The sequence below is a fragment of the Salinispora sp. CH2A1_6 genome, assembly GCF_056820975.1.
In genome coordinates, this window is sequence record NZ_JBXEDG010000015.1 from 40,193 (window position 1) to 53,677 (window position 13,485).

General features: G+C 66.3%; 13 protein-coding genes and 3 pseudogenes. 6 read left to right on the forward strand and 10 right to left on the reverse strand.

Annotation, left to right across the window (positions count from 1 at the left end):
* Positions 1–175 precede the first annotated feature (175 nt).
* The 4 genes and pseudogenes from AC1UKG_RS20670 to AC1UKG_RS20685 all read right to left on the reverse strand — a co-directional run.
* Entirely contained in the window at positions 176–1,054 is an 879-nt protein-coding gene (locus AC1UKG_RS20670) for a DUF4231 domain-containing protein (protein ID WP_482641696.1), read from the reverse strand.
* 388 nt (positions 1,055–1,442) lie between these two features.
* Positions 1,443–1,771, reverse strand: a pseudogene (locus tag AC1UKG_RS20675) (tyrosine-type recombinase/integrase); the annotation flags it as partial.
* Positions 1,772–2,030: 259 nt separating this feature from the next.
* Positions 2,031–2,552 carry a hypothetical protein gene (locus AC1UKG_RS20680; protein WP_482641697.1) on the reverse strand — a complete coding sequence of 174 codons (522 nt, stop codon included), beginning with the start codon at positions 2,550–2,552 and terminating at the stop codon, positions 2,031–2,033.
* 161 nt (positions 2,553–2,713) lie between these two features.
* Positions 2,714–2,917 (reverse strand): annotated as a pseudogene (locus tag AC1UKG_RS20685) (IS256 family transposase); the annotation flags it as partial.
* A 54-nt stretch (positions 2,918–2,971) separates the two neighbouring features.
* On the opposite strand from AC1UKG_RS20685, the pseudogene AC1UKG_RS20690 reads away from it, so the two are divergent.
* Positions 2,972–3,205: pseudogene (locus tag AC1UKG_RS20690) on the forward strand (transposase); the annotation flags it as partial.
* A 255-nt stretch (positions 3,206–3,460) separates the two neighbouring features.
* Here AC1UKG_RS20690 and AC1UKG_RS20695 read toward each other — a convergent pair.
* Complete coding sequence (locus AC1UKG_RS20695) at positions 3,461–4,183, reverse strand: histidine phosphatase family protein (RefSeq protein WP_018814854.1); 723 nt, start codon at positions 4,181–4,183, stop codon at positions 3,461–3,463.
* Between the two features lie 102 nt (positions 4,184–4,285).
* Here AC1UKG_RS20695 and AC1UKG_RS20700 point away from each other — a divergent pair, with 102 nt between their 5' ends.
* Positions 4,286–4,660 carry a transposase gene (locus tag AC1UKG_RS20700; protein WP_018814855.1) on the forward strand — a complete coding sequence of 125 codons (375 nt, stop codon included), beginning with the start codon at positions 4,286–4,288 and terminating at the stop codon, positions 4,658–4,660.
* Positions 4,661–4,747: 87 nt separating this feature from the next.
* Here AC1UKG_RS20700 and AC1UKG_RS20705 read toward each other — a convergent pair whose 3' ends face one another.
* The 5 genes from AC1UKG_RS20705 to AC1UKG_RS20725 all read right to left on the reverse strand — a co-directional run bounded on the left by AC1UKG_RS20705 (position 4,748) and on the right by AC1UKG_RS20725 (position 9,022).
* Positions 4,748–5,338, reverse strand: a complete 591-nt coding sequence (locus AC1UKG_RS20705; protein WP_018814856.1) for a hypothetical protein — start codon at positions 5,336–5,338, stop codon at positions 4,748–4,750.
* 127 nt (positions 5,339–5,465) lie between these two features.
* Entirely contained in the window at positions 5,466–6,425 is a 960-nt protein-coding gene (locus AC1UKG_RS20710; RefSeq protein ID WP_482641698.1) for an aminoglycoside phosphotransferase family protein, read from the reverse strand.
* A complete protein-coding gene (locus AC1UKG_RS20715) occupies positions 6,422–7,690 on the reverse strand; it encodes an NsdA family TPR-like regulatory protein (protein WP_482641699.1) in 1,269 nt (422 codons plus the stop codon). Before AC1UKG_RS20715 ends, AC1UKG_RS20710 begins: the two co-directional genes overlap by 4 nt.
* A 253-nt stretch (positions 7,691–7,943) precedes the next feature.
* On the reverse strand, positions 7,944–8,141 hold the full coding sequence (locus tag AC1UKG_RS20720) for a DUF397 domain-containing protein (RefSeq protein ID WP_018253034.1): 198 nt from the start codon (positions 8,139–8,141) through the stop codon (positions 7,944–7,946).
* Positions 8,141–9,022, reverse strand: a complete 882-nt coding sequence (locus AC1UKG_RS20725; RefSeq protein WP_026271596.1) for a Scr1 family TA system antitoxin-like transcriptional regulator — start codon at positions 9,020–9,022, stop codon at positions 8,141–8,143. The genes AC1UKG_RS20720 and AC1UKG_RS20725 overlap by 1 nt, the downstream gene beginning before the upstream one ends.
* A gap of 626 nt (positions 9,023–9,648) precedes the next feature.
* Between AC1UKG_RS20725 and AC1UKG_RS20730 the strand changes: the two genes are divergently transcribed.
* The 4 genes from AC1UKG_RS20730 to AC1UKG_RS20745 all read left to right on the forward strand — a co-directional run bounded on the left by AC1UKG_RS20730 (position 9,649) and on the right by AC1UKG_RS20745 (position 13,484).
* Positions 9,649–10,287, forward strand: coding sequence for a GOLPH3/VPS74 family protein (locus AC1UKG_RS20730; protein ID WP_080644722.1), 639 nt, complete (start codon positions 9,649–9,651; stop codon positions 10,285–10,287).
* Between the two features lie 106 nt (positions 10,288–10,393).
* A complete protein-coding gene (locus AC1UKG_RS20735; RefSeq protein WP_482641712.1) occupies positions 10,394–11,830 on the forward strand; it encodes an APC family permease in 1,437 nt (478 codons plus the stop codon).
* Positions 11,824–12,450 (forward strand): GNAT family N-acetyltransferase, encoded by a 627-nt coding sequence (locus tag AC1UKG_RS20740; RefSeq protein WP_482641700.1) that lies wholly within the window; start codon positions 11,824–11,826, stop codon positions 12,448–12,450. The genes AC1UKG_RS20735 and AC1UKG_RS20740 overlap by 7 nt, the downstream gene beginning before the upstream one ends.
* A complete protein-coding gene (locus AC1UKG_RS20745) occupies positions 12,447–13,484 on the forward strand; it encodes a CgeB family protein (RefSeq protein ID WP_018253029.1) in 1,038 nt (345 codons plus the stop codon). The genes AC1UKG_RS20740 and AC1UKG_RS20745 overlap by 4 nt, the downstream gene beginning before the upstream one ends.
* Position 13,485 lies beyond the last annotated feature (1 nt).

Below are 13,485 nucleotides of genomic sequence, written 5' to 3' on the forward strand. Positions count from 1 at the left end.
GCGGAGTCCAAGCGGCCCTGCCTCCGCCCGAGGGAGGCAGGAACTTGACCCGAGTGGTCCGTGTATTGGTGCCCGGAGAAGCTGTCGTTGGCGTTTTGGGGTTCTAGGTGTCCGATCGCACAATAAATCGTGCTGCCGTCCTCGTTCGACACCTGAGTTGTGCCCATTTCCTATATCACTCTTCGCGTTTAACTTCGACGGGTTGGTCAAGTTGCTGCTGCCGCTTGTTCTGCTCGTCGCGAAGCCTTTCAACAGAGTCTGCGAATTGTGCGTAGGCATCCGGCTCGCTCTTTCCTAGATACTTTCCTACCCTTAGTTCGACGGCCTCGTATTCGCGTTCAATCGCATCGGCTGTTTGTTGTGAGTTGAAGCTCCGCTCATGGTATTTGAAGTACCCTGTGAATCCTGCTGCTAATCCGACGGCGGCACTAGCCCCCACAGTGACCCATCTGGCCTGGCTAAAGGATACTGACGCGGTGGCAACCGCCGACGTCGCAACCGAACCCACGATTATCACGCTTTGGAAGCGGTTATGAATTCCCCTTGTTCTCCCGGCCTCCTCTCGGAATTGTGAAATCAGATCCGGGATGTCGTCCCTGTACCTTCTCTGAGCGAGAAGCGCCGCGTCGCCTTCGTTGCTTGTGCTCGCATCTTTGCGTGTGTCGGTACGACGACGAACAATGTGGAGCTTTTTAATGATTATGCGAGTTTTTCTCGTTCGTTTGTACTGCCAATAAGTTATTATTGGTGAGATGAGTAATGATGCAGCACAAGCCGTGAAGAGTTGGAAGGAAAATCGATCTAATTGATCAAAGTCTGAGAGGAGAGCTACTGCTGCTGTGGCGACGAGAGTAAGGTTGCCTATTATAACCCAAGTCAGCAATGCCCTACGCCATAAGCCCTGAAGGTGAAGCTTCTCTTCTGCGTCAAGAATCAGACTGCGAATATAGTCAGGGTGCCAGTTTGTTCGAGTGTCATCGCTAATAACTTGATTCCAGTTATCCTCATCGGTGGTTCCTTTTCTTCCAAAGAGTTGAATAATCCTCGACCACACGCGATCACGCTATGACTGACCTGTGCAAGGAAGCAAGCTAAGGTCGAGTCATCTTATCGACACTCTACGATCGTGCAGTAGTATTGCTGTGACCTGAGTGGCAGTCAGGCCGGGTCAGGGGTAGTGCCGCGCTGGCAGCGTGATGATCGCCCTGGTGGGGGACCAGGTGGGGACCGCACGTCTCGCGCGATAGTGCCAGGCACGCCTCCGACGGCACGAACTGATCTTAGGGATAACGGGGGTAGCGTGCGTAAACGTGTGACGAATCCTCCTGGGGGTCAAGGGGTCGTCGGTTCGAATCCGGCCGTCCCGACACAGTTCAGAGGCCATCTGGGATCTTCCGGATGGCCTCTTTCGATCTTGTACAGCAGTGAAGTACAGCAACGGGTCATTGATCGAGGCTCTGACCGAGCTTCCGTAGGGCTTCCCGGGTGGCCTTGGATGAGACCTGGCTGTAGATCTCCATCGTGATGGAGAAGTCGGCGTGCCTGAGGATCGCCATCGCGACTCGAGGGTGCACGTCCAAGTCGACCAGGAGCGAACCGCACGTACGCCGTGCGTCGTGAACGGTGATCTTCGGGACATCGGCGCGCGCGATGCGGCCGTCGTATGAGCGGTTGAAGTTCGTGGCTCGACGGGCAGCCCGAAGCGGGTCGCGAAGATCATGCCCGTGTCATGCCATGCCTCACCGGCCTTCTCCTGGGCGGCCTCCTGTTGCAGGTCAAGCAGTCGTTCTCGAATCACTCGCGGAACCACAGATTAGTGCCGGCGGGTAGCAATCTCCGTCAGTTGGTCTGTGGCCCCCGTGGAGTACACCCCGGGTCACGCTGTGGTTCCCTTCGCGGGCATCGGCAGGCCTGGGTGATCGAACAACTTCTCAGGCATGCCAGGCTCGCACCAAGGGACCGTGCGAACGCGCGCTTGCTCATATCGCAGATCGGGCGTAGGTCACTGCTGCAAGCCGTCACCGATAGGACTACCGGCCGTCTTCCCACCGTGCGGCCGCCCACGCTCTTTCGAACTCGTCACAATCGATTTCCTGGTTCAGCAACTGCGGATCGAAAAGATCAACCATCGGCGGATTCAAGGGCCAATCCTCGGCGACGGTCTTAATCCCGGTGCCGTCCTCGGCGACCTCCACCTGCCGGACACGGCGACCGTCCGGCCCGACCTCCATCAGGTACGTCGCCGGCTCGTCGCCGTCCCACACCTGACGCAAGAACAGCACCTGCTTGTCGGCGAGCGCGCCGAAACCGGGCAGCGCGCGCTGCTTGTCGCGCATGGCGCGTAGTTCGTCCAAACCAGCAGGAAGAGTCGCCGCACCGATGTCCACCTCGTCGAGATCCCAGCCCTCGGCGCGCGCGACAGCGGCGGGGTCGTCGACGACCTCAACCTCGGCGAAGGCTTCCTGCACCTCGCGGACCGACCTGGCGCGGATCCACCACCACAGGCCGCCCATGCCGTAGTCGTGAAGAACGAGGTATCGCTGCGTCGACATCACATCATCATGCCTGGCAAGCGTTCCACGCTGCCGACTGGTGCGACTAGTCGCTGCCCCTTCGCTCATGCCGCCGATCGTGCATTCGCCGGCCGTCACTTTTGCGTGGATCGGGTTGGGTTACGGGGCTGTCTCGCTAGCGGTGTTTCCGGCGATCTTGGTTAGTAGGTTTCAGCGGCTGGGAAGCGGTCGCTGAAGGTGATGGCGAAGGCGTTCAACGCGGGTTTCCAGCGCATCGTCCATCGGGTTCTGCCTGCTCCGGTGGGGTCCAGGGAGCGAGTCACCAGGTACAGACACTTCAACGCGGCCTGCTCGGACTCCGCTGGCGAATTGGTCGCGTGTCGCTGCCGGGCTGACTGGCTTTGGGTCCGGAGGCTGTTGCCACGGACAGCAGGATTCGATGGGCTGGAGTGGTGGGGATGTCGTTGCGGCCGCGCGTGGATCGTGGGGTACCTGTGGAGACCGCGCGGGTGGCGCGGGCGGCGTTCCCGAACGCGACGTTTTGCTTGCGGATGCGCGACGTGCTCGGTCCGCTGTTTACCGACGAGGCGTTCGCCGGCCTGTTCTCCGGACGTGGGCGACCAGCTGAATCGCCGGGAATGCTGGCGATCGTCAGTGTTCTGCAGTTCGTCGAGGGGCTGACCGAGGCGCAGGCCGCTGATGGGGTCCGGTGCGGCCAGGTACTCGCCGCTCGATTTTCCCGCCTCACTGGTGCCGGCTTCCTGAAGAAGGGGATGCGGTCGGCTGGGGTGCAAGGCCCGTACTCCGGGACGGCTGGGCGGACGGAGAATTGCCAGTTCGGGGTGTTCCTGGCCAGGGCCTGGGTGATCAGGTCACGGACGACCTGGTACGTGTGAATCTGTTCGGGTGGCGGCGGGGTGTTGAGCCGGCCCAGCAGGGGTATCTGATCAGCTGAGGCGGGCATGCTGGTCCTCCTGGGTGAGGTGGGGCATGGCGGCGAACTCGACGAGGTCGAGGCGGCCGTTGGTGTGGGCGTAGCGGGTTAGTGAGGTGTTGGTGATCGGGGTGATGGCGAGGATCGCGTCGAGGTCGGCGAACGGCAACTCCTCGAGGATGTGCCGGACGGCGACGACCACGGCGTCGTGGGCCACGATCAGGACTCGCTGGCCGGGGTGGCGGGTGTTCAGGTCGGCCAGCACAGCGCGGACCCGTGCGGTGACGTCGTTGAATGTCTCGCCGCCGGGCGGCCGGTAGGCGTAGGGGCCATCGGCGGCGAGCCTGGCTGCTTCGGCGGGGAAACGGGTGGCGATCATGGGTGGGGTCAGCAGTTCCAGGTCGCCCATGAGCCGGTCACACAGTCGGTCGTCGATGTGGGCTTGTGGGTAGCGGGTGCCGTGCGCGGCGGCGGTGTCGGTGGCCTGGGTCCAGGTCTGGCGGGCACGCAGGTAGGGGGAGCAGGCGACCACGTCGGGATGCTGGTCGGCGGGTTGGGTGGCGAGCCAGCGGCCGAGGTGGGTGGCCTGCTGCCAGCCCAGCGGTGACAGTTCGATGTCGGCGTCTTGGCCGGTGAGGCCGTGGTCGTCCAGGCCACGGGCCTGAGCGTCGGCGAAGGCCGCGTTCGCGGTGCTCTGTCCGTGACGGACAATGGTCAGCTGCGAGACGGTGTCCATGGCCCCATTGTTTAGTGTCGCGCGTCAGGTAGCTGTGGTAGGACCTCTGGTGGCGCCGCCTCGACTGGAAGGGGTCGTGTTTGGTCGGGCCGCACCTGGCGAATGGTGCGAGCACACCAGCACCGAGCTGGCCAAACCCGGTTCAGCTTCCGGAGCCGTCGGCAGCGGAGCGGGAGTTTCGCTCGGCAACTGGTCGAGCGGGCCAAGACCGACGGAGTCTCGCTGGTCGGACCGGGAGGGCTCCTCGCCGGGATCACCCGCACCGTGCTCGAGTCGGCGTTGGACGCCGAGCTGGACGCCCACCTCGACGACGCCGGTGTCGACGAGGCCACGGGTCGGCGGGTCAACATCCGTAACGGTCACGGGGCGAAGACGGTGCGGACCGAGGTCTTTTGGTGGCGGGGGATGGGTGCGGGGGAACCCGGTAGTGAGTCTGCCGGCCCCCGTTTACCCCCCGAAACCCCGGCCAGGAGCTGACGAACAGTGACCAGGAGGAACAAGTATTTGACCGTGTTGATGCAGCTCAGGGCTTACTCGCGACAAGCGATGACATGCCCGGTATGACTACGGTTGGTAACAAGGGGTCGTCGGTTCGAATCCGGCCGTCCCGACAGAAATGAAGCCCTGACCAGCGAAGGTGCTGGCCAGGGTTTCGGCGTTTTTCGATGAGATTGTCAGCGTCCCCCCGGAACCCCCCGTCGTGTTCGCAGACCTCCGGGCAGTCCTGCTCCGGTGTCCGGCGGCTCCGCGGCACCGGCGAAAAGCACCGTGATCCGCCCCTTCGATGGTGTCTTCGACGTGTTGGGGACCGATCTCTCGCAGCACCTCGGGGGAGGTCAGTTCGTTGTGCCGGCGGGGGATCCGGTGGATGTGCAGTGCCCCGGTGACAATGGCTGAACCATTCGGCCGGCCCGACCCGGCCGGGTTCTCACTGCGGTCGACGGTGGCCACGAAGAGGGCGAGGTCGCCGGCGAAGAGGCCGGGGTCGAAGCGGCGCATCAGCCGGTCGTTGTTGACCGACACTGCGAACATCGCGGTCAGGGCCCGCTCGTCGAGGCCAGCGAGCACCGAGTCGCCGCCGCGCAGCACCTTCGCCACCGCCCCGGCGGTCAGTGGCTCCGGCAGGCCGACCGCGTCCTGGCCAGCGAAGCTCATTCGACGCCAAAATGAGGAGGTGCTGTTCGTCGTGCTTCGTTCGCTTGATCAGCCAGGCCGGGCCGGTTCTGCCCTCGATCTTGGCAGTTCTGGAGGCTGGTGACGGAGTGTGCAGTCAGTATCATCCTCACTGCTTCTCGTTCGATGCTTTGCCATGGCACGGTTGGATTTCGTGATTGAGATCGCCGAACGGGGTCCACCGAGCCTGCTGATCTTGGTTGCGGATGCTGTGTAGCCGGGTGCGGAACTCGCGGGCTATGCCTGGTGCGCTGGCGAGAAGTGGTACGGCGGCGCAGACCATTTTGAGTTCACGTGCTTCTCGCAGGGTGGGCCAGTCGGGGTCTTGGGTCACGTCGTAGCCGTAGGCGTGGGCCAGGCGGCGATGGGCGCCGTGTCGGCCGAAGCGGGTCTCGCCGACGGGCACGGCGACGAGATCGACCTGCCAGGGGCCGGTGCAGGTGGGGTCGAAATCGCCGATGACGACATCGCCATCGGGGGTGCGGAGGAGGTTGCCCGTATGGGCGTCGCCGTGGACGAGGTGGTTCTTTGACCGGTTGTTGAGTGTCGCGATTCGCGGGGTGAGGCGATCGCACCAGGCCATGAGGTAGTCGGCCTCGTCGTCACGTAGTGCCTCCGCGTCGGCTATTCGGCGTCGTGCATCTGCTACTGGGTTCCAGGTTGGTAGGGAGAATGGCGGCGTGCCGAGACGGTGGAAATGGTGCAGGAGGTGGCCGAGGTCATCCACGGTCGGTGCTGGTTCGGTGGGCGGGACGTATTCCCAGATGGTGGCGAGGAGGCCATCGACGGGGATGGGCTGGTCAACCTGCGTGGCGAGCCGGGTAGTGGGTGCGTTGCGTTCGGCGAACCAGGTGGCGAGCCGGGCGACTTTGTGGACACGGTGGTGCAGGGTGGCGGAGCGGGTGATGCGTACGACGATGGCGGCGGTGGGTAGCGCGAAGACCGCGTTGTTGGTCAGGCGGAGTAGCCGGGCGTCGTGGCTGGGGACGTCGAGCTGGTCGGCAATCCGGCGCATGGCCTCGGTCATGGCCGCTTCGGTGTACCGGCCGCCGGTGTCGGTGGTGGTCATGCGGCCGGGCCGATCGTGGACAGGGTACGGCTGAACTCGGCTACCTGCGGGTCGGCTGCGTACCGGTGCATGTCGCGGCGGAGGTTGCGGATGCGGTCGTGTACCCGTTGGGAGGTCAACTGGTTGGCGTGCTGGGTAGCCCGGGTGCCGATGGTGACGGCTTCCTGTGGTTCTCCGGCGAGGAAGAGGCTGCTACACAGTCCGACTTCGTTGAGTACCGTGCTGCGTACATTTTGGGGGCCGAATGCGGCGATGGCCTCGGAGACCCACCGTACAGCGGCCTTGCCGTGTCGTTCGTTTGCTCGGGCGAGGTCGCGGTGGACGCGCCCGTACTGGGCGAGCAGCTCGCCGCGGTCGTAGAAGCGCATCCACTCCGGTTCGCGGTCCGGGTCGATGCGGTCGAAGGCGTCGGTGGCGGCGCCGAGCGCGGTCAGGGCCTCTTGCCGGTCACCTCTGGCCGCGAGGGAGGCTGCCTCGGCGCCGTGCAGCATGGCGTTGATCGCCGGGGTGGCGCGGCCGGCGAGGTGGTCGTGGGCCAGTCGCAGCGTGTCCAGGGCGTCGCCGTTGTGGTGTAGGTGCTGAAACTGTCGGGCCTGGCAGTAGCGCACCCGGGCGGCCAGTCGCAGGTCGCTTGCGGCAACGGCGGTGCGTTCGGCCGAGAGCCAGTGGCGTTGGGCGTCGCAGTGGTGTCCGGTGTCGAACGCGGCCCAACCAGCGAGCTGGCGGGCGTTGGCGATGGCGGCCAGTAGGGCGGGCTTGACCGCGTCGTTGCAGGGCCGGTTGGCCAGCGACGACGCCGCCTCGGCGAACCGACCCGCCTCCACGCGCAGCACGCCGCCGCCAGACTCGTAGTCCATCGATCGGTACAGCGCCACGACGGCGTTGAGGCGGGCCACGTCCGAGCCGCCGATACGAGCGTTTCTGTCGCCACGCGGCTCGCGACCGAACAGGCCGAGGGCAGCGACCAGGCCGGCAACTCCGCCGAGCAGCGCACGCCTACCCCCGTCAGCCGTCTGCAGCCAGTCGACCTCGATCTGCGCGTCATTGACGGCCTCGTGCGGTTCGCCGCGGACGACGTAGAAGCCGAGGGCGGCGTCGCTGACCGCTCCGAGCACGGTGCGGAAGGCTTCGCGTCGGGAGTCGCGGGGCCAGCGGTGCTCGCCCCGTTCGAGCTTGCCGATGTAGTTGGCGTCAATGTCGGCCTCGTTGTACCCCTTGCCGGCGAGGTAGCGGTTGACCGCGTCGGCGATCTCCTGGCGGGACATCCGCCTTCCCGATCCGGACGGCGACCCGAGGCGGCGGCGTGCGTCGCTGAGTAGCTCGTTGGGCGGACCTGTGTGGCGTCGCCGCGTCATCCCCAACCGTCCTCGCCTCGGCTCGCTGCCCCATCGATCGCCAGCCGACATGTTCGGTCAGCCCCGACATGCCGGCCAGCGTCAGCATCCCACCGTGACCAATGCCGTTCAAGGCGTTGCAGCCATGGCAAACGGCGACCGAGAACGTACCTGCTGGACGTTGTCAGAGATCGAACTTGCCAACACGGACGCCTCCGGTGAACCCCGCCCACTCCGTCGGGGTGAACTCGAGGATCGGCCCGATCGGGTTCTTCGAGTCGCGCACGCCAACCACGCCGTTATCGGCGACGGCGACCTCGACGCAGTTGTCCGCGCTACCGCTGCGGGTGGATTTGCGCCAGTTGGTGAAGCGGTAGGACATCAGATGGCTCCTTGGTGTTCGGGCAGCTCCTCAGCCACGGCGGCGAGGAAGTCGATCGTCTGCTCCGGCGTCAATGCCGCCGCCCGGAGGCGGTCGTACAGGGTCAAGTAGTGGCCCACATCGACGGCATCGGTCAAGACAAGGTCCGAGGTGATGGTATCGACGGAAACCACGATCGGGTCGGCGGAATCCGGGTAGCGGTAAATGGAGAACGCCGAGCGTGGGACGACATGACCGGCGATCGACGCGGCGATCGGCAGAACCCGAATGGTGACCCGCTCCTGCCTCCGTCCGAGGTCGGCCAGATGCCGGAGTTGCCCCCCGACGACGGCCACAGGCGCGGCGAACCTCCGGATGGCCAATTCGTCAACGACCACCTCGTAGACGGAGCCACCAGAGCGCTCCAGGAGTCGTTGCCGCGTGATGCGCGCCTCCAGGGCGCGGGCGGGCTCGACTCCTTCGGTGTGGGCGGACGGGTCGGCGTGGATGCGAGCCTGGCTGAACGTGGGGGTTTGTAGCAGCCCCGGCAGCAAGGTCATCTGGTACTCGAAGATTCGCTGCGCGCCCGACTCAAGGCTGGCCGCGAGCGCCTGTCGAGGACCCATCTGATCGGCGTGACGTTCCCACCAGCCGCGTTCCTGGGCTTCGCGCGCGATCGTCATGATCTGCGCCCACCGCTTCTCCCCAACGTTGAAATCCGTGAGGATCCGCATGATCAGGTCGGGGTCGGGTCGGACGTGGCCGTTCTCGATCCGACTATTGGTTTGCCGCTTCACCCCGACCGCACTGGCGAGCCGATCAGCGGAAAACCCGTACTCGTCACGTAGCCGCAGGATCTCCATGGCGCGCCGACGCCGCCGCACAAAGGGGCTGACCATCATCACGTCCTCCAGCGGTAACGGCCACGCAGCTAACCGACCGTCTCCGTGGACTGTCAGCGTGCCAAGAGCGTAACCCCGCATCCGCCGATGTTGATCATTAGCCGATCAGTGTGAACCCGTAGAACCCCAGGTCAAGGCCCGGTCGCCCAGTAAATCTCCCCCTAAGTCTCCCCATAGAACAGGGTTCCGGCCCGGCGGACGGTCCGTGATCGTGGACTCACGGCACGCGATGCATCGATGGCATGCGGCAGTCCGCGCCGGGTGATGTTCATCGATGGAGACTTCCAGATCAGCGAACGGCACGAGAGGTCAGGCAGGGGAGGCGAACGATGCAGGCACCGCACCCGTTGGCGGCGCAGGCGACGCCCGGACCTGCGCAGCCGCCCCGCGCCCCGCGCGGTGCAATGGGTGTGCCGTACCCGGATCCCCGGTCCGCCGCTGCTGTCCCCCGACCGGCGGCGGGCCGGGCGCCAGCGCCGCTACAGTCCCGGGCCACCGTCCCGGCTGTGGCCCGGCATGCCACCCCCGAACCGCGCGGACGCCCGGTAACTGCGTCGCCCCCGCCACCCGCGCACCCAGACTCACTTGTGCAGTCAACGGCGCCGCCTCGCACTCGATGGCCGCTCCTGGCTGATGACCTCTTTCGGTTGGCGCACCACGACACGACAGGCCGTCCGCTACTGCACGCTTCGGTGGCGGGACTCGGGTTGGCAGCGGCGCTGCTGGCCGAGCTGGCCTTCACCGACGCCATCGTGATCGAGAACGGTCAGGTTCGTGTCGTCAGCCGTACGCCGCCGCCTGACGTGCTGGCGCACACGGTGCTGGGCCAGCTTGCTGGTGAGGTGGCCGGGCACACGGTGCGGACGTGGCTGGCGTTCTTGTCGCAGACCTCCCACGAGCAGGTGGCATTACGGCTGTTGCGGTTGGGGCATGTCCGAGTCGAGACGGCCCGGCGCCTGCTGACCAGATCCACAACCTATGTCCCCACCGAGTCGCATGTTGCGGCGTGGCCGTGGGCTCGACTGTCCACTCGGCTACGTCAGGGCAAGCCGCTGGATCGTTTCGACACCGTCCTCGCCGGTTTGATGGTCGCTACTGACCTGCATCGGCGTGTGCTCGATGGTGCCCCGGGGCATGTCTTTGCCGGGCTTCGCCAGATGGTCGCCGTCGCGCCGCCGTCGCTGCGTCTGCTGCTGTCTCACACCGAGGCTGCTGTCGGCGATGCCGTGCTCACCGGCCACAAAACCCCTTCCCAACACATGTGAGGAGCTGTTCGTACCATGTCTGTTCCTGGTCCCCGGATCCCGGCGTGATGTCTCGGCCACGTTGGCCCGTGCCCGTCTCGGTGCATGGCCGGTGGTGTCCATCGTGATGGCTGCCGCTGCTCCGTTGACCGTGGTGGCCGGTGGTGCGACCACCGGCTACGCCGTCACCGGGGTAACTGGTATCCCGGTCGCCTACCTGGCGGTGGCGGTGGCTCTGGGGTTGTCCTCGGTGGGTTACGTGGCCATGTCTCGTCGGGTGGTCAATTCCGGGGCGTTCTACAGCTACGTGTCCCGTGGTTTGGGCAGGGTGCCTGGTGTCGGGGCGTCGTTCGTCGCGGTGGTGGCCTACGCCACGATGCAGATCGGCCTGTATGGCGGGTTCGGTGCCGTTCTCGCCGGACGGCTTCAGGACTGGCTGGGCTGGCCGGTGCCGTGGGTGGTGTGCGCGTTTGCCGCGTGGGCCGTGATCGCGGTCCTCGGGGTGCGGCGCATCGACTTCAATGGCCGCGTCTTGGCGGTGATCCTGCTGGTCGAGATCGCCGCCGCGGCCCTGTTCGCCGTGGTGCACCTTACCCACCCCGCCGACGGCAGGGTCACTATCGACACCCTCGCGCCGTCCCACCTCATCGGCGCCGGGATCGGTGCGGCCCTGGTGACGGCCGTGGCCGGGTTCGTCGGGTTCGAAGGCACCGCCGTGTTCAGTGAGGAGTCCAAGGACCCGCAGCGCACCGTCGCCAAGGCCACCTACCGGGCTGTTGCCATCATCGGCCTGCTCTACGCCTTTTGCGCGTGGGCCATGTCCGTGGCCACCGGGCCGGAACGCATTGTCGAGGCGGCGAGGGCCGACGGCACCGATCTGATCTTCACCCTGGCCGCCCCATATGTCGGCTCCTTCGTAGTCGGGCTCGGACAGGCGCTGTTCGTGACGAGTCTGTTCGCTGCGCTGCTGGCGTTTCACCACACGGTCGCCCGGTACCTGTTCGCTCTCGGCCGGGAGCGAGTCCTGCCTGCGGTGCTGGGTCGGACCAGCATCCGCACCCGCGCCCCGAAGGTCGGTTCACTCGTGCAGTCCACGCTGGCCGCATCAGTGCTCGTCGTGTACGCGGTGGCGGGCTGGGATCCGATCGTGCATCTGTTCTTCTGGCTCACCGTCGTAGGGGGCCTCGGTGTGTTGATCCTGATGACCGCGACGTCGATCGCGGTCATCGCGTACTTCGCCCGACCGGCGAACCACGACAGCATCAGCGGGTGGCGGCGGGTGATCGCCCCCGCACTCGCGGCGACAGCGCTGCTCTGGATCCTCGTAGCCACCATCGGCCAATTCCACACCCTGCTCGGCGTCGAGCCTGGCGACCCACTGCGGTGGATCTTCCCCAGCGCCTACGTCGCCGCCGCTGTGCTCGGCATGCTGTGGGCGCTGCTGCTGCGTACCGCCAAGCCGGACGTGTATACGGGCATCGGGCGCGGTGCGAACAGCGTCACCACCGAGCCCGCTGCCCCGTCCGGCCAGCCGGATCCAGCGTCGGCCGCGAGCGGGTGGTGACGACCGTGGACGCGTTCGCTCCGACGATTCGCCGCGCCACCCCGGCCGAGACCGACACCGTGGCCGCCGTGCTCACCGAGGCGTTCCTGCACGGCGAACTCGGCCCCTGGCTGGTCCCCAGAGTCGACACCCGCGAGAAGGTGTACTGGCCGTACTTCCTGCTCCTCGCCGAGAGTGCGCAAGCCGCCGGTTGGATCGATGTCACCGACGACCTCGCCGCCGTCGCCCTCTGGTATCCGATTGGTGACCGATTCGACGTCGAGATCCCGAACTACACCACGCGCCTCGCGCTGGCGTGCGGCCAGCACCTGCACCGGTTCCTCGCCCTCGACCGGATCATGCACCAACACCACCCCACCGACGCGCCGCATCACTACCTCGCCCACCTCGGTGTGCACCCGGACCGGCAACGTCAGGGGCTCGGCAGCGCCCTGCTGGAGCACCACCACAACCGCCTCGACGCCGATGGCATCCCCGGATACCTGGAGGCCACCAGCAGCCGTCACGGCGCCCTGTACCGCCGGCATGGCTATCTGCCCCGCCTGGGATACCGGCTGCCGAAGGGGCCGGAGCTGTACCCGATGTGGCGGCACCCGCGCTCGACCGAGGAGGCGGAATGAGGATCGGGTACAGCTGTTGGGGGTTCCTCGGCCCTGGGGTGGTGGACACGCCGGACGGGTCGCGGGCGTACCGCCGGCCGCTGATCGATGGGCTGGCCGCCGCCGGTCACGAGGTGGTGCTCGTCCAGCGCAACCGGGACCTGGCCGAGGCAGGTCTGGACCTGTGCGGCCAGTACACGTTCGGCGGGCTGCCCGACCTCGACGTGTTGATGGTGGAGTGGCGCTGGCCGCTGCCGGGCCGCAACACCACCCCGTGCGGCACCCCCGGACACACCTGCGATCTGCACCGGCAGGCCGAGCTGCTGGAGTACTACACCCGCGCGTGCGGCACCCCGACGGTGATCTGGGACCTCGACCGGCAGCTCTCCGCCGACGACCCCGTCCGGGGGCTTCCGAACGTGGCGGTGTGCGAGTTCGCCCTGAACCCGACCCCGGACGCTACGACGCTGCTGTGCCCGGTGCCGGACGCTGCGCTGGACGTCGCCAACCCTGCCGCGCTGGTGGGTCGGCCTCGGCCGGTGTCGCTGGTATACGTCGGCAACCAGTACGACCGTGACGACGCCTTCGACCGCTACTTTGCCCCGGCCGCGCGGCAGGTCGGGCACCGGGTGGCCGGTAAGTGGCCGCGCACCGAGCGGTGGCCGCACGTCACCTTCACCGGCAGATGCCCGTTCGACGAGGTCGAGGCCATCCATCGGCAGGCCCTCGCGACGGTGCTGCTACTGCCCGAGCGCTACAACGCGGTCGGGCACATGACGTCCCGACTGTTCGAGGCCCTGCTCGCCGGCTGCTTACCCCTGCTACCAGCCGAGTTCGTCGGCGGGGAGGCATTCGTACCGCCGGTGCTGCGCGTCGCCGACGGGGCGGACGTGGTGCAGCGGGTCGAGCACCTGCAACACATAGCCGGCAGCACCGAGCACGTCGATCTGATCGCGGCCTGTTTGAGCTTCCTCGAGCCGATGCGGTTGTCCCGGCAACTCGCCGTCCTCGACAACGCCTTCACCACCCTGACCAGCCTGAACCCTCGGAGGTAGC